The sequence below is a fragment of the Salmonella sp. SAL00672 genome (genome assembly GCF_046552175.1).
GTDB lineage: Bacteria > Pseudomonadota > Gammaproteobacteria > Enterobacterales > Enterobacteriaceae > Salmonella > Salmonella enterica.
Map to the genome: position 1 here is coordinate 164,196 of NZ_JBGDUQ010000005.1, position 15,161 is coordinate 179,356.

At 52.7% G+C, this 15,161-nt stretch carries 16 protein-coding genes; 7 read left to right on the forward strand and 9 right to left on the reverse strand.

The annotated features are described in order from the left end of the window. Position 1 precedes the first annotated feature (1 nt). The 3 genes from efp (at position 2) to ecnB (ending at position 1,017) form a co-directional block, all read left to right on the forward strand. The gene (gene efp / locus ACLJTG_RS14850; RefSeq protein ID WP_000257282.1) at positions 2-568 is read left to right on the forward strand and encodes an elongation factor P; all 567 of its coding nucleotides are present in this window, start codon (positions 2-4) and stop codon (positions 566-568) included. Between the two features lie 60 nt (positions 569-628). After that, complete coding sequence (locus tag ACLJTG_RS14855) at positions 629-763, forward strand: entericidin A/B family lipoprotein (RefSeq protein WP_001595192.1); 135 nt, start codon at positions 629-631, stop codon at positions 761-763. A gap of 107 nt (positions 764-870) precedes the next feature. After that, positions 871-1,017, forward strand: a complete 147-nt coding sequence (gene ecnB / locus ACLJTG_RS14860) for a lipoprotein toxin entericidin B (RefSeq protein ID WP_000239598.1) — start codon at positions 871-873, stop codon at positions 1,015-1,017. A gap of 30 nt (positions 1,018-1,047) precedes the next feature. Here ecnB and ACLJTG_RS14865 read toward each other — a convergent pair whose 3' ends face one another. Continuing rightward, positions 1,048-1,635, reverse strand: a complete 588-nt coding sequence (locus ACLJTG_RS14865; RefSeq protein ID WP_000912957.1) for a helix-turn-helix transcriptional regulator — start codon at positions 1,633-1,635, stop codon at positions 1,048-1,050. Between the two features lie 256 nt (positions 1,636-1,891). Between ACLJTG_RS14865 and sugE the strand changes: the two genes are divergently transcribed. Continuing rightward, positions 1,892-2,209 carry a quaternary ammonium compound efflux SMR transporter SugE gene (sugE, locus tag ACLJTG_RS14870; RefSeq protein ID WP_000118469.1) on the forward strand — a complete coding sequence of 106 codons (318 nt, stop codon included), beginning with the start codon at positions 1,892-1,894 and terminating at the stop codon, positions 2,207-2,209. A 16-nt stretch (positions 2,210-2,225) separates the two neighbouring features. Here sugE and ACLJTG_RS14875 read toward each other — a convergent pair whose 3' ends face one another. The 5 genes from ACLJTG_RS14875 to frdA all read right to left on the reverse strand — a co-directional run bounded on the left by ACLJTG_RS14875 (position 2,226) and on the right by frdA (position 6,164). Continuing rightward, a complete protein-coding gene (locus ACLJTG_RS14875; RefSeq protein ID WP_001238396.1) occupies positions 2,226-2,759 on the reverse strand; it encodes a lipocalin family protein in 534 nt (177 codons plus the stop codon). 111 nt (positions 2,760-2,870) lie between these two features. Continuing rightward, positions 2,871-3,230: a fumarate reductase subunit FrdD gene (gene frdD, locus ACLJTG_RS14880; protein ID WP_000609650.1), complete on the reverse strand. Its 360-nt coding sequence runs from the start codon at positions 3,228-3,230 to the stop codon at positions 2,871-2,873. Positions 3,231-3,240: 10 nt separating this feature from the next. Further along, positions 3,241-3,636: a fumarate reductase subunit FrdC gene (gene frdC / locus ACLJTG_RS14885; protein WP_000208749.1), complete on the reverse strand. Its 396-nt coding sequence runs from the start codon at positions 3,634-3,636 to the stop codon at positions 3,241-3,243. Between the two features lie 10 nt (positions 3,637-3,646). Next, a complete protein-coding gene (gene frdB / locus ACLJTG_RS14890; RefSeq protein ID WP_000829509.1) occupies positions 3,647-4,381 on the reverse strand; it encodes a fumarate reductase iron-sulfur protein in 735 nt (244 codons plus the stop codon). Beyond that, entirely contained in the window at positions 4,374-6,164 is a 1,791-nt protein-coding gene (gene frdA / locus ACLJTG_RS14895) for a fumarate reductase (quinol) flavoprotein subunit (RefSeq protein ID WP_001192954.1), read from the reverse strand. Before frdA ends, frdB begins: the two co-directional genes overlap by 8 nt. Positions 6,165-6,486: 322 nt before the next feature. Between frdA and epmA the strand changes: the two genes are divergently transcribed. The 3 genes from epmA (at position 6,487) to ACLJTG_RS14910 (ending at position 9,558) form a co-directional block, all read left to right on the forward strand. After that, positions 6,487-7,464, forward strand: a complete 978-nt coding sequence (gene epmA / locus ACLJTG_RS14900; RefSeq protein WP_000004794.1) for an elongation factor P--(R)-beta-lysine ligase — start codon at positions 6,487-6,489, stop codon at positions 7,462-7,464. A gap of 225 nt (positions 7,465-7,689) precedes the next feature. Next, on the forward strand, positions 7,690-9,192 hold the full coding sequence (yjeM, locus tag ACLJTG_RS14905) for a glutamate/gamma-aminobutyrate family transporter YjeM (protein WP_000149876.1): 1,503 nt from the start codon (positions 7,690-7,692) through the stop codon (positions 9,190-9,192). Between the two features lie 51 nt (positions 9,193-9,243). After that, on the forward strand, positions 9,244-9,558 hold the full coding sequence (locus ACLJTG_RS14910; protein WP_000074655.1) for a YjeO family protein: 315 nt from the start codon (positions 9,244-9,246) through the stop codon (positions 9,556-9,558). Between the two features lie 66 nt (positions 9,559-9,624). Here ACLJTG_RS14910 and mscM read toward each other — a convergent pair whose 3' ends face one another. The 3 genes from mscM to rsgA all read right to left on the reverse strand — a co-directional run bounded on the left by mscM (position 9,625) and on the right by rsgA (position 15,082). Beyond that, a complete protein-coding gene (gene mscM, locus ACLJTG_RS14915) occupies positions 9,625-12,951 on the reverse strand; it encodes a miniconductance mechanosensitive channel MscM (protein ID WP_001236749.1) in 3,327 nt (1,108 codons plus the stop codon). A gap of 18 nt (positions 12,952-12,969) precedes the next feature. Further along, positions 12,970-13,938, reverse strand: a complete 969-nt coding sequence (gene asd / locus ACLJTG_RS14920) for an archaetidylserine decarboxylase (protein ID WP_079951348.1) — start codon at positions 13,936-13,938, stop codon at positions 12,970-12,972. A 91-nt stretch (positions 13,939-14,029) separates the two neighbouring features. Then, the gene (rsgA, locus tag ACLJTG_RS14925; RefSeq protein ID WP_000041945.1) at positions 14,030-15,082 is read right to left on the reverse strand and encodes a small ribosomal subunit biogenesis GTPase RsgA; all 1,053 of its coding nucleotides are present in this window, start codon (positions 15,080-15,082) and stop codon (positions 14,030-14,032) included. Between the last annotated feature and the right edge of the window lie 79 nt (positions 15,083-15,161).

Below are 15,161 nucleotides of genomic sequence, written 5' to 3' on the forward strand. Positions count from 1 at the left end.
TATGGCGACTTACTATAGCAACGATTTTCGTTCCGGTCTTAAAATCATGTTGGATGGCGAACCTTATGCGGTTGAATCCAGTGAATTCGTGAAACCGGGTAAAGGCCAGGCGTTTGCCCGCGTTAAGCTGCGCCGTCTGCTGACCGGCACGCGCGTTGAGAAAACCTTCAAATCGACCGATTCCGCTGAAGGCGCGGATGTAGTCGATATGAACCTGACTTACCTGTACAACGACGGTGAGTTCTGGCATTTCATGAACAACGAAACCTTCGAGCAGCTGTCTGCAGATGCCAAGGCTATCGGCGACAACGCAAAATGGCTGTTGGATCAGGCGGAATGCATCGTAACCCTGTGGAACGGTCAGCCTATCTCTGTCACTCCGCCGAACTTTGTTGAACTGGAAATTGTTGATACCGACCCAGGTCTGAAGGGCGATACCGCAGGTACTGGCGGCAAACCAGCCACGCTGTCTACTGGCGCAGTGGTTAAAGTTCCGCTGTTCGTGCAGATTGGCGAAGTGATCAAAGTCGATACCCGTTCCGGCGAATACGTATCCCGCGTAAAATAATTTACGTTATCGGGAAAAATGGTGCAGCGTATGCTGCGCCATCCTTTTTTTCGCGCCTCAATGATGAAACGCTTTATCAGCCTTGTCGCGCTGGTTCTTCTTACCAGCACATTATTAACGGCATGTAATACCGCCCGCGGCTTCGGCGAAGATATTCAGCATCTTGGCCACGCCATCTCCCGCGCAGCCAGCTAATCGCTTCTCGTCTTCCTAAAATTAGTCGATCGCCCGTCATTTTCTGGGATGTTGTCTATTATTAAGTTGCTATACACAAACAACATTGGCTAGAAAAGGAAGACATTATGGTTAAAAAGACAATTGCAGCGATCTTTTCTGTTTTGGTACTTTCCACTGTATTAACTGCTTGTAATACCACGCGCGGCGTGGGCGAGGACATCTCGGACGGTGGTAGTGCGATCTCTGGCGCTGCAACCAGAGCTCAGCAGTAATCATCAACGGTACGGCATGGCGTCGTACCGTTAATCGATTTTCTCCGGAAGCATAAGAAAGGGAGAATACCGGTTATCCATATGAAGTTTCATACGGATATTACGTTTATAGGTGTAAACCGTTTTCCCGTGAATGCCAAGCGCATACGCAATCTCTTTATTGCTGGTGCCTTCCGTCCACATCGCGAGCACTTTTTCCTCCTGCGGAGAGAGCAATGGCGTGGCGCTTTCCGGCGCTTCCTGCAGTGGATGAGTATGTAGCGCTCCTTTAATTCGTTGTGCAAGCTCATGTAAAGGCGTGTGTTTAGATAACACCGCATGACTGGCATATTGCGGTCTGTACGGCATATTCCCTGACTGTAATAATACCAACGGCGTCATCCTGCAGGCGGCAAAAAATGCATTGATAGGCTGTTCGGGTAAGGCATCGTTGAGAAAACCATATAAATCAGCGATAACCAGGTGGGGCTTCCATTGCAGAATATGTTCTTTCGCCAGTATAAGGTTATTCATCCCGGATACCAGCAGTGAAGAACTGAGCACATCAGTGTGATTAAGCCAGGCCTCCATGCCCGTACGGGTAAAGTGGCATCGGTCTATCACTAAAATTTTCAACATAGTTTTTTGCACCCGGAAGTAGATAAAGCACTTTCTTTCCCAGAAGGCGTTCCATCATAGAGAACTCCTGTGGGCGCTAAATGCGAAAACTACGCGGCTTAAAAGGGCCAATTCCCGCCTTTAGACGGAAAAAAATAAAAAGGTTGAAATTCATTTTCTCTCAGGCAAGAATGGCTCTTCATCCGTATACGTTACAGGACGACCTGTAAACGCTATTCTCACCGGGGACGGCCCCATTAATTATCTGGAGCCTGCTATGTCCTGGATCATTCTATTAATCGCTGGTTTACTTGAAGTGGTATGGGCTGTCGGCCTGAAGTATACCCACGGTTTTTCTCGTCTGACCCCCAGTATCATCACCATTACGGCCATGGTTATCAGTATGGCGTTACTTTCCTGGGCAATGAAAACGCTGCCCGTTGGAACGGCGTACGCCATCTGGACCGGCATCGGCGCCGTTGGGGCGGCAATCACCGGTATCCTTCTGCTGGGCGAGTCTGCCTCACCGGCGCGTTTGCTCAGTCTTGGCTTGATCGTCGCGGGTATCATTGGGCTAAAACTCAGTGCGCATTAATTCGTCGCTGACATTGCTACGAACCTGATTGTTTTACCCAAATTAATTTATTGACGTCAAACCCCTCCCGGGTCGCGACGGCCAGCATTTGCTGTTTTATTTCCTCAGAAAGCGTTGGCGTGCGAGAGAGTATCCACAGATAGTCGCGATCCGGGCCGCACACCAGCGCATGACGGTATTCCCGGTCAAGCGCAATCACGTTATAGCCGCCGTAGAACGGGCCGAAAAAAGAGACCTTGAGCGCGGCGCGGTTTGGACTACCGGTAAAATACGCTTTGCCTTCTGTTTTTTGCCACATTTCCCGATCCGGGTTATAGCCTTTATTGATGACATTAATCCCGCCATCGTCACGCAGACTATAGGTGGCCGTGACTTGTTCCAGTCCACGTTCAAATCGATGATCGAGGCGTGCGATCTCATACCAGGTGCCGAGGTAACGTTTGGCATCAAAGTTATTTACCACGGTAACGCCTTTAGGCGGGGTAGGCGAACTACAGGCGACAACCAAAAATGCCGCAGTAACCGCAGCAACGACGGGCAGCAAGCGCATAGCGTTTTTCCTTCCAGTGTTTTTTCTAAGTGTAGAACCTGGCGGGAAAATGAGAGGCAGGAAAAGAAAAAATGCCCTCTTATCGGGTAGATAAGAGGGCGTCGTGGCAACTTAGAGAGTGATAACGCCAATCGCCGTCACAACGGTCAGGATTGCCGCCAGACCGTAGAAGACCCATTTGCCCGCAGGCACGTGGATTTTCAGGTCATGCATCGCGTGGTGCATACGGTGTAGGCCACACCATAGCGGCAGCACGATCATCAGGAACAGAAAAACGCGACCAATAAAGCTTTGGGCGAACGTCAGTACGCGCTCAAAACTCAGGGCATCGCCCGGAAATAGCCCCAGCGGCAGCATGATGCCAACCAGTAGCACGATCACCGGCGCGATGATCGCGCCCCACATACCGCCTGCGCCAAACAGTCCCCAGAATACGGGTTCATCAGAACGTTTTGGGTTTGGATTAATCATCCGGGACTCCTTACCAGAACAGGGCAACATACAGAATGACTACGGTGACTACCGCAGTGACCACCCAAAGCCCTTTGATGATTGGCTCTGGCCCCATTTTTTCGTCTTTTACAATGATATTGGCCGCCTTCGGCGCCAGTTCAAACCAGGTTTTGGTGTGCAGCAGCGCGGCCGCCAGGGTGATCAGGTTTAAGATCACTACCACCGGGTTTTGTAAAAAGCCGACGAATCCCATCCAGGATTCCGCGCCGTGTTTGAGCGCAAACAGACCGAAAATCAGTTCAATACTGAACCAGACTGCCGGCACCGCTGTGCCTTCGCGCAGCATATAAAAGCGATAAAACGGCAGTTTTTTCCACCAGGTGGACGTCATCGGCCGCACATAGGGTTTGCGTTTAGTCGTCATGTTGCACTCCTTAGCGTGGTTTCAGGGTAGCGATAAGAAAGTCTTTCGAGCTTTCCACTTTACCCTGCTGAATGGCCGCAGCCGGATCGACATGTTTTGGACAGACTTCGGAGCAGTAGCCCACGAAAGTACAGGTCCATACGCCGTTCGGACTGTTCAACTGCGCCATACGCTCCTTCTTACCGTGATCGCGGCTATCTTCGTTATAGCGATGCGCCAGCGTAATCGCAGCCGGTCCGATAAACTCAGGATTCAGACCGAACTGCGGGCACGCGGCGTAGCACAGACCACAGTTGATGCAACCGGAGAACTGGTGATACTTCGCCATTTGCGCCGGGGTCTGGACATTCGGCCCCTGATCTGGCGTGCGAGAGTTGCCAATAATGTACGGTTTAATCGCTTCCAGGCTTTCGATAAAGTGCGTCATATCGACAACCAGATCGCGCTCAATCGGGAAGTTCGCCAGCGCTTCCACCTTCATACCGTTGGTGTAATCGCGCAGGAAGGTTTTACACGCCAGTTTAGGGACGTTGTTGACCATCATGCCGCAGGAGCCGCAGATCGCCATACGGCAGGACCAGCGGTAGCTCAGGTCTGGCGACAGGTTATCTTTGATGTAGCCCAACGCGTCCAGTAGCGATGTTGTTTCATCATAAGGAACTTCATAGAAAGCACTGTGCGGCGCGGTATCGGTTTCCGGGTTATAGCGCACCACCTCAACTTTCAGGTTTTTCATCTCAGCCATTCGCCTTCTCCTTCTTATCGGCTGCTTCCGCTTCACCGCCGTAAACACGTTTGGCTGGCGGCAGGGTGGTGATTTTCACGTCGCTGTATTCCAGACGGGTCGTGCCATCAGCATCGCGGAAGGCGAGGGTGTGCTTGAGGAAGTTCACATCGTCGCGCTCGGTACAGCCTTCATCCAGACGCTGATGCGCGCCGCGGGACTCTTTACGCGCCAGCGCAGAGTGCGCCATACATTCCGCCACGTTCAGACCATGACCCAGTTCAATGGTATACAGCAGGTCAGTGTTGAACACGCTGGAAGTATCGGAGATACGTACGCGTTTGAAACGTTCCTGAAGCTCGGCCAGTTTATCAACGGTTTTCTGCATCAGTTCCGGGGTACGGTAAATACCGCAACCTTCTTCCATAGACAGACCCATCTCATCGCGGATCTTCGACCAGTTTTCGTTGCCTTCCTGGTTCACCAGATTTTTCAGACGTTGTTCAATATCGGCAACCTGGGCGTCGAGCGCGGCGCTATTTGCGGCGCCTGCCGTAGCAGCGCGTTCCATTGCTTGTTCGCCAGCCAGACGACCAAACACCACCAGTTCCGCCAGTGAGTTGGAACCGAGGCGGTTCGCGCCATGCAGGCCAACAGAGGAGCATTCGCCAACGGCAAACAGCCCTTTGACACGGCTTTCACAGTTCTGGTCGGTTTCAATGCCGCCCATGGTGTAGTGTGCGGTCGGACGTACTGGAATCGGTTCTTTAACCGGATCGACGCCGACATAGGCTTTCGCCAGTTCGCAAATGAACGGCAGACGTTCATGCAGTTTCTTCTCGCCGAGATGACGTAGGTCGAGGTGAACCACATCGCCGCGCGGCGTGGAGATGGTGTTGCCTTTACGCCATTCGTGCCAGAAAGCCTGGGATACTTTGTCGCGCGGCCCCAGTTCCATATATTTGTTTTTCGGCTCGCCCAGCGGCGTTTCGGGGCCCATGCCGTAGTCTTGCAGATAACGGTAGCCATTTTTATTGACCAGAATACCGCCTTCGCCGCGGCAACCTTCAGTCATCAGGATACCGGAACCTGGCAGGCCGGTCGGGTGATACTGAACGAATTCCATATCACGCAACGGAACGCCGTGGCTCAGCGCCATGCCCATCCCGTCGCCGGTGACGATGCCGCCGTTGGTGTTATAGCGGTATACGCGGCCTGCGCCGCCTGTCGCCATGACCACGGCGTTGGCGCGGATTTGCACCAGCGTGCCTTCCATCATGTTCATTGCCACCAGGCCGCGCGCATGGTTGTCATCAACCAGAATATCCAGCACAAAATGTTCGTCAAAGCGCTGGATTTGTGGGAACTGCAGGGAAGTCTGGAACAGAGTATGCAGCATATGGAAGCCGGTTTTATCCGCGGCGAACCAGGTACGCTCGATTTTCATACCACCGAAGCGACGCACGTTAACGCTACCGTCCGGACGGCGGCTCCACGGGCAGCCCCATTGCTCCAGCTGCGTCATCTCAGTGGGACAATGGTGGACAAAGTAATCCACGACATCCTGCTCACACAGCCAGTCTCCGCCTGCTACCGTATCGTGAAAATGGTAGTCAAAGCTGTCATGATCCTGGGCGACAGCGGCTGAACCCCCTTCGGCAGCGACGGTGTGGCTGCGCATCGGGTACACTTTTGAGATCAGTGCGATTTTAGCATTGGGATTCGCCTGTGCGGCAGCAATTGCAGCACGTAATCCCGCGCCACCGGCGCCTATAATGGCAAGATCGGCTTGAAAGGTTTGCACGACATTCCTCCAGATTATTGTAATTTCACCCTCGCGCAGCCAGATAAAGCCTCTGGGTTCTGCGAAGTATGAATGCGTTTCCACTGCTCCTTTATGGGTACAACAGTATAGTCTCAGGGATGTGAGGGAAATTTGACGTGTTCGATTTTTTTAGCGTATCAGAGGGATGAATTATCATTGATTTTGATTAATTTAATTACTAAACCATCTGAAATCACTTTTTTTACCCTCCAGAAGGCGCCCGATACGCCTGCGCAAAATTTGTTTCGCCCGCGCGTTGCGAGTAGACTTCGTGACCTTGTCTTAAACTGGAGAAAGAATCATGAGCGAAACGGCAACCTGGCAGCCGAGCGCGTCCATCCCCAATTTATTAAAACGTGCGGCGATTATGGCGGAAATCCGTCGTTTCTTTGCCGATCGTGGAGTGCTTGAGGTTGAGACGCCCTGCATGAGTCAGGCGACGGTCACAGACATTCATCTGTTCCCGTTCGAAACGCGTTTCGTCGGACCTGGCCATTCCCAGGGGATCAACCTCTATTTAATGACCAGTCCGGAATACCATATGAAACGCCTGCTGGCGGCAGGGTGCGGTCCGGTTTTCCAGCTATGCCGCAGTTTCCGTAATGAAGAGATGGGACGACATCATAATCCGGAATTCACCATGCTGGAGTGGTATCGCCCGCATTACGATATGTACCGCCTGATGAATGAAGTGGATGATTTGCTTCAGCAAGTGCTGGATTGTCAACCTGCGGAAAGTCTCTCCTATCAACAGGCGTTTCAGCGCCATCTGGAGATTGACCCGTTATCAGCAGATAAAACGCAACTGCGTGAGGCGGCGGCAAAGCTTGATTTAAGCAATATCGCCGATACGGAAGAAGACCGTGATACGTTGCTGCAACTGTTGTTCACGATGGGGGTTGAGCCGCATATAGGTAAAGAAAAGCCGACCTTTATTTATCACTTTCCGGCAAGTCAGGCATCGCTGGCACAAATCAGTACCGAGGATCATCGCGTCGCCGAGCGCTTTGAGGTGTACTACAAAGGTATTGAGCTGGCGAATGGTTTCCACGAACTGACGGACGCACGTGAGCAACAACAGCGCTTTGAACAGGACAATCGTAAGCGCGCCGCGCGCGGTCTGCCGCAGCAGCCGATTGACCAAAATCTACTGGATGCGCTGGCCGCCGGTCTACCGGATTGTTCCGGCGTGGCGCTGGGTGTTGATCGTCTGGTGATGCTGGCGCTGGGAGCAGAAAGCCTGGCGGACGTGATTGCTTTTACGGTCGATCGGGCGTAAATCTGAAATTCACTCTTTCGCGAGATAAAATGGCGCAATAAGCGCCATTTTGTAGCATATTTTTTCAATTATCCTCTGTTTTCCACAACATAAGGCTGGAACTTTGATGCCATTTAGGTATCAATCCTGTGTTGATTTTTTTATCGCTGACCTTCGTAAAAAAGAAGGCGGCGTCAATCGGTGAGCGGCGTCTGGCAAACGCGCTCGAGCGTAAGGGATGGTTGAATGACCCACACGATAAAAAAGATGAGCCTTATTGGGCTTATCCTGATGATTTTTACTTCTGTTTTTGGTTTTGCGAATAGCCCGTCGGCGTTTTATTTAATGGGGTATAGCGCAATCCCATGGTATATATTTTCTGCCTTGCTGTTTTTTATTCCATTCGCCTTAATGATGGCTGAAATGGGTTCCGCTTATCGCAAAGAAGAGGGCGGGATCTATTCGTGGATGAATAATAGCGTGGGGCCACGTTACGCGTTTATTGGCACGTTTATGTGGTTTTCATCGTATGTCATATGGATGGTAAGTACGGCGGCAAAAATTTGGGTACCGTTTTCTACTTTTGTTTTTGGCGCCGATATGACGCAGCACTGGCGTATTGCAGGGCTTGAGCCTACGCAGGTTGTCGGGCTGCTCGCCGTCGGCTGGATGATTCTGGTGACGTGTGTCGCCGCCAGAGGGATCAATAAAATTGCGCGAATTACGGCGGTCGGGGGTATTGCCGTAATGTGTCTTAATTTAGTTTTATTGTTAGTGAGTGTCGCTATTTTGTTATTAAATGGTGGGCATTTTGCACAAGAGATTAATTTTACCTCGTCACCGAATCCGGGTTATCACTCCGGCCTGGCAATGTTGTCATTTGTGGTATTTGCTATTTTTGCTTACGGCGGTATTGAGGCTGTCGGCGGACTGGTGGATAAAACCGAGAAACCGGAAAAGAATTTTGCGAAAGGTATTGTTTTCGCGGCCATTGTGATTTCAATTGGTTATTCTTTGGCGATCTTTTTATGGGGCGTCAGTACTAACTGGCAACAGATATTAAGTAATAGCGCCGTTAACTTAGGGAATATCACCTACATTCTGATGTCGAGTTTAGGCACGACATTAGGTAACGCGTTAAACCTTTCTCCGGAAGCTGCGATGACGGTGGGCGTCTGGTTTGCGCGTATCACCGGCCTTTCTATGTTTCTGGCTTATACCGGCGCGTTTTTTACGTTGAGCTATTCACCGCTGAAAGCCATTATTCAGGGGACGCCAAAAGCGTTGTGGCCCGCGCCGATGACGACACTGAACGCTAACGGTATGCCGGCGACCGCTATGTGGCTACAGTGCGTGCTGGTGAGTCTGTTTATTTTGCTGGTCTCTTTTGGCGGTGACACCGCATCGGCGTTTTATAACAAACTCACTCTGATGGCGAACGTCTCAATGACCTTGCCATACCTGTTCCTTGCGCTGGCATTTCCCTTCTTTAAAGCGCGTCAGGATCTGGAGCGGCCATTTGTTCTCTTTAAAACCAAAGCCTCTACCCTGGTCGCGACGGGTGTTGTGGTGCTGGTGGTGACGTTTGCCAACGTCTTTACCATCATCCAGCCAGTGATTGAAGCTGGGGACTGGGACAGCGCCTTGTGGATGATCGGCGGCCCGATCTTCTTCTCGCTGCTGGCGATGGCGATTTATCAGAATTACAGCAGCCGCATGAGCGCCGATCCGGAGTGGGCGGCGGAGTAATCTTTGTCCGGATAGCGTTAGCTCATCGGCTTTATGAAAAGGATATTTATAATGAGTCCGAAAATGTTTGCATTGTGCGCTATCTGGATTTTACTGGCTATCCCACTCATCGCTGTATTTTCAGTCCTGGATAAAGAGTGGATGATTGGCGAGAGTGGGATAAACAACATTTGTGATGTGATGAGAACTGTCGAAAATGATGATTCCAGAGGTTTTGGCGCGATGATGACGCTGCCCCTGTTTTTCCCGTTTTTTTACGTTACTGTGTATAAGAAAATACGTAGTTGGTTTTTGTACTGTGTCGCGTTGGTGATATTTGCTTACTGGTCCTGGCAATTCTTCCTGCGCTATCAGTTTTGTGTGTGATCTATGCTAAAAGACCTGATAAGCCTATGTCATCGAGTCTTTTAGCGTCATCCGGCGCCATTGCGTTTACAAACTGCCCGCCGGGCGGCTGGTTTTACCCGCTGACGTTAACGTTCTCCCCGTTTGTTTACCGCCGAGGCTCTCCAGACGCATCTGGAACGGCGGGAACGGCATATCAATACCGTGCTCGCGGAAGCCCGCCAGAATCAATTGGTGGATCTCATGGCGTAATGGCATACGGTGTCCCATTTCCGCGGCATAGATACGCAGTTCGAAAATTTGAATACCCTGCTGGAGATCCACCAGAAAGATTTCAGGCGGCGGGTTGTCCAGCACCAAAGAACAGCGCTGCGCCGCCGTCAGCAGAATTTGCGTCACCTCTTCGCTATTGGCATCCGCTGGCGCCGGGATGGTTAACACCACGCGCGTAACGGAGTCAGACAGCGACCAGTTGATAAACTGTTCGGTGATAAAGGCTTTATTCGGCACGATAATCTCTTTACGATCCCAGTCGCTGATGGTGGTGGCGCGGGTATTGATTTTGGTCACGCTGCCGGTGAGATCGCGAATGGTCACCGTATCGCCGATACGAATCGGCTTTTCAAACAAAATAATCAGGCCGGAGATAAAGTTAGCGAAAATTTCTTGCAGGCCAAAACCAAGCCCAACGCCGAGCGCGGCCACCAGCCATTGTAGCTTCGACCACTCAATGCCGATCATCGAGAAACCGACCAGCCCGCCAATCAGCATTAACAGATATTTGGTGATGGTCGTGATGGCGTAACCGGTACCAGGCGTTAAATCGAGATGCTGTAATAACGCCAGTTCCAGCAGCGCAGGCAGATTACGCACCAACTGCGTGGTGATGATAAAGACCAGAATCGCAATGAGCACCGCCCCGAGGGTAATCGGCTCCAGGCTTTCCACGCCTTGCACCGTAGAGGTGACATCCCACAGCGAAATATTCTCCAGGAAGCCGAATGCCGAGTGGATTTCCGACCACAGTACAATTACCGATAGCAGGGCGATAAGCATCAGAATTGAGCGGACCAGACGCAGCGACTGAGCGCTAATAGCGTCAAGATCGATTTCACTTTCATCGATGTCGACCGCGCCTTCCAGGCTGGAGGAGTGCGCCGGTTCTTCTTCGCCGCGCGCGCGCTGCGCCAGCATTTCCGCCCGACGATGTTTGGCGCGGTCAAAAGCCAGTCGGCGTCGTTGGATCAGCATCCAGCGGCGAATGACGTGATAAATGACCAGCAACAGGAACCAGATGGCGACCGAGGTTTCCAGTCTCGCCAGTAGCGCCTGCGCCGTGGCCAGATAACCCACCGCCGCCGCCAGAATCGCGATAAGCGGCGCGCCCATCAACATATTCCACAGCAGGCTGTTGACCATGTTGTCGCCGTTGCCTTCTTTATCAAGATAGAGCGGGATGCCCGCTTTTTTCAGACTCAGCGTGACCAGCGCAAGCGCGCCGCATATCAGGATGAAGCAAAGTCGGCCCAACGAGCCGGAAAACTCCCGATCGTTAAGATTATCAAACATGATCACTGCCATAATGAGCGGCACGATCAGCCCAATACTCATCAGGTAGTAGCGCATCGCTTTCGCTACCCGGTTTCGCGGCCAGCCGAAATGCGCCACAAACAGGCCATTAGGGCGGGCAAAAGCGGCGCAAATCATGACTACCCACAACAGCGGTACTGTCGCCGTCACGCCATCGCCGATGGCGACGGCCAGCGGATACGGCCAGGCTTCCTGTAGACCATAGCCGAGCGTCGCCCATAAGACGGGCAGCGGCGAGGCGACCAGAATTGACCAGAACACCGTTCGCAGCGTCAGCGAGAAGTGATCCTGGGTGACTTTCCCGACGCGCGAGGCCGAGCGCTCAAGGAACCGGTTGAAGTGTTGACGTGAATAGAGGCTAAACCCGACCAGCGCCAGCGCGCCGAATAACGGCAGTAGCGTCTCTTTGCTGGTCAGCATCATGATGCTGGCTTTACCTAACTGATTAAACGTATCTAATGAGATAAGCCGGCGTAAATCCTGAACCAAATCAACAGGCCAGGAGAGCGATAGCGGGCTAACGTCAGCGGTCCAGAACAGATAACGGTGGGTCGCTTCATTAACCTCTTTAAGCGCATCCTCCAGTTGGCTGTTGGAGACTTTCAGTTTGGTCAGCTCCAGGATCAGCGTATCGCCGCCCTGTAACAACGAGTTGAGCAGCTCGCGCTGAGTGCGAAGCTGGGCGTCAAGAATCTGGTTTTGCTCGGCGGTCAGCGGCTGTCCATTGGCCTGACGTATTTGCCGTAGCTGCGGCTGCTTATTGAGTAACTCTTCATAGCGCATTCGGTGAACGCGTAGCTGCGCCATTTCCGTATCAAGCTGCTGCGGCTTAGGCATCTCTGGCAGACGGGCGACCTGCGCGCGCAGCGCTTCGCCAAGCATGTTGGACACGCCAAGCCATTGCGACTGCTCCCGCAGCGTATTGAGCGCCTGGCGCACCTGTAACGTTTGGCTGGTGGCCTGTCGCTGCTGCGAGGCGACCAGATCCATCCGCTGCGCTTGTTGATTGAGCGCCTGTGACAGCTCGCGGTTGACTTTAAATTGTTCGACGATGCCTTCCGGCAAACCGGCGCTGTTTTCCGCCAGCAGCTCAGTACTTTCCAGCGCGCGTTCCGCTTCACGTTGGCGCAGGCTGTTGAGCTGATTGCGCAGCGCCTGAAGATACGCATCCAATTGCTGACTCTGTTTTTCCGCCAGCTCGGAACGCAGACGAGCCAGTTCCTGTCGGTTGTTGGCGGACAGTTGCGCCAACTCCAGTTCGTCGACTAACGCTTTTAGTTTGGCGGACTCCGCCTGCATATTGAGACTTTGCGCCTGGCTAAGCGCGGCACTTCCGCCTGCGGCGCCGAGCCGTCGCTCAATCTCATTAAGCTGGCGGCGGGCGTCGTTTTGCTGTTGGGGAAGCTGGCTGAGCGAGTCGGCGATCTCCCTGACGCGCTCCTGCTCCTGTTGCGCCTCGCGGGTTTTATCCAGTAGCTGGCTGCTAACCTGCAAGATCTCCTGATTTAACGCTTCGGTGGACATCTCTGGCGGTACGCTGCGAGGTTCATCGCGCAGATTATTCAACTGGGCGCGCAAGGTGGCGGATAGCTTAGGGAAATTATCAATAACGTGTTGATATTGTTTCGCGCGCTCAAGCGAGCCTTTTCGCTCTTCAAGCGCGTTTAACGCAGTCTGGAGCGCCTCAACGGCTTCCGGCTGAGCGGGCTTCGCCGCTTTTGCCTGCTCCAGTTCCTGCGTGATTTGTTTGGCGTCGGGGGCCGTTGCGGCGAACGCCCCCGTGCTGAGGCACCAGGCCATCAGAAAAGCGATAATCAGGCGCACGTCAGCATTCTCTCTTGATTAGGTGTCGTCTTTTTTATTGTCAACCAGCGGGCTGGCGTCGTGTTCAGCTTTAATTTCTTCTGCCGGCAGCGGAGCAGGTTCCACCTCCGGCGCGACGAATGTTTCGGTCGACGTAGCCAGCGGTTGGCCAATTTTGGTAACGGACAGGTTTGCCAGCGACGCGATCAGATTCACTTTCCCCGGCGCAAATAAGTTGATGACCGTGGAACCCAGTTTAAAGCGTCCCATCTCCTGGCCTTTCAACAAGGCGACAGACCCTTCATGTTCGCCTTCTGGCCAGGTCCAGCGCTTGATGATGCCTTCGCGCGGCGGGGTAATGGTCCCCGCCCAGACGGTTTCGATACTGCCGACAATTGTTGCGCCGACCAGAATCTGCGCCATAGGACCGAACTCGGTATCAAACAGACAGATAACGCGCTCGTTGCGGGCAAACAGGTTGGGGACGTTTTGCGCGGTCAGATGGTTAACGGAGAACAGATCGCCCGGTACGTAGATCATTTCACGCAGGATGCCGTTGCATGGCATGTGCACGCGATGGTAGTCGCGAGGGGAGAGGTAAGTGGTCACAAACGTGCCGTTGCGGAACTTATCCGCCATCAGGTAGTTACCCGCCAGCAACGCTTCAAGGCTGTAATTATGGCCTTTGGCCTGCAAAATTTTCTCTTCTTCGATACGACCCAACTGGCTTATCACGCCGTCAGCAGGCATCACCAGGATGTTAGGATCGGTATTGAGCGGACGCACGTCATCACGCAGCGGACGAACAAAGAAATCATTGAACGTACGATAGCTGGCGGTATCGGGTTTTTGCGCCTCGGTCATATCGACTTTGTAATACTTTACGAAGAGATCGATAACCAGTTTTGTCAGCCATCCTGCTCGTTTGCTTGCGCCCCAGCCCGCCAGGCGAGTGAGCCATAGTTTCGGCAGAATGTATTGTAGCGAAAGTTTAAATGAGTTTAACAAGGTAGCCTCCAGGCCATTGTTGTTCCTGAACCGGCAGTTATACCGGTATCCTGAAAAAAGGGGACGATTCTAACGACGCCTAGCGTATCTGTCAGTCGTCCGTATCAGAAAAGTTTTTACGCGTTTTTACCTGCGCCATACTTTCAAGAATTCGGTGATAATTTTCGAAACGGGTTTCCGCAATAGCGCCGTTCTCTACCGCTTCGCGAATGGCGCAGCCTGGATCGGCGTCATGCTTGCAGTCCCGGTATTTGCAATGTCCCAAATAGTCATGAAATTCGACAAAGCCCTGGGTGATTTGTTCCGGCTCCAGATGCCATAAGCCGAACTCGCGCACGCCGGGGGAATCAATGACATCGCCGCCATGCGGGAAATGATACAGACGAGCAGCGGTAGTGGTATGTTGACCCAGACCGGAGACATTCGACACATCGTTCGTCAGAATCTCGTTCTGTAAGCCGAGTAGAGCGTTTAGCAGACTGGATTTTCCGACGCCGGACTGCCCGGCAAAAATACTGATGCGACCGGTTAACGCCTCTTCCAGCGGTTTCAGACCATCCTGCGTATGGCTGGAGACCATCAGCACGCGATAGCCGATATTGCGGTAGATATCCATCTGCTCATTAACGAAGTCCATACCTTCGTCGTCCAGCAGATCAATTTTATTGAGTACGATAAGCGGCTCAACCTGTAGGGTTTCACAGCCGACCAGATAGCGATCGATGATATTCAGCGACAGCTCCGGCAAAATCGCGGAGACGATAACGATTTGGTCAATGTTGGCGGCAATAGGCTTCACGCCGTCGTAGAAGTCCGGGCGCGTCAATACCGAGGTGCGCTCATGCACCGCTTCAACGATGCCTTTTACGTTGACGCCCTCTGCGGCGGCTTTGCCCGGACGCCAGACGACGCGATCGCCCGTCACCAGCGAACGGATAGTGCGGCGGATATTGCAACGGTGAACCTCGCCGTCAGCAGACTCCACATCGGCATGCATACCAAAACGGCTAATGACGATACCTTCTGCAGGCTCGCCAAACAGGTTGTCATCGTAGTCGGCTTTCTCCGCGGACGTTTTTAAACGACGCTGGTGATTGGCGTTCACACGGCGCTGCTGGCCTTTGGAGAGTTTATTTTTGCTCAATCGTACTGGCTCCTGGTCGCCCATAGTGGGCAAAACATCTATGATACACGCAATTGTAGATGAATATAGTCACAGTGAA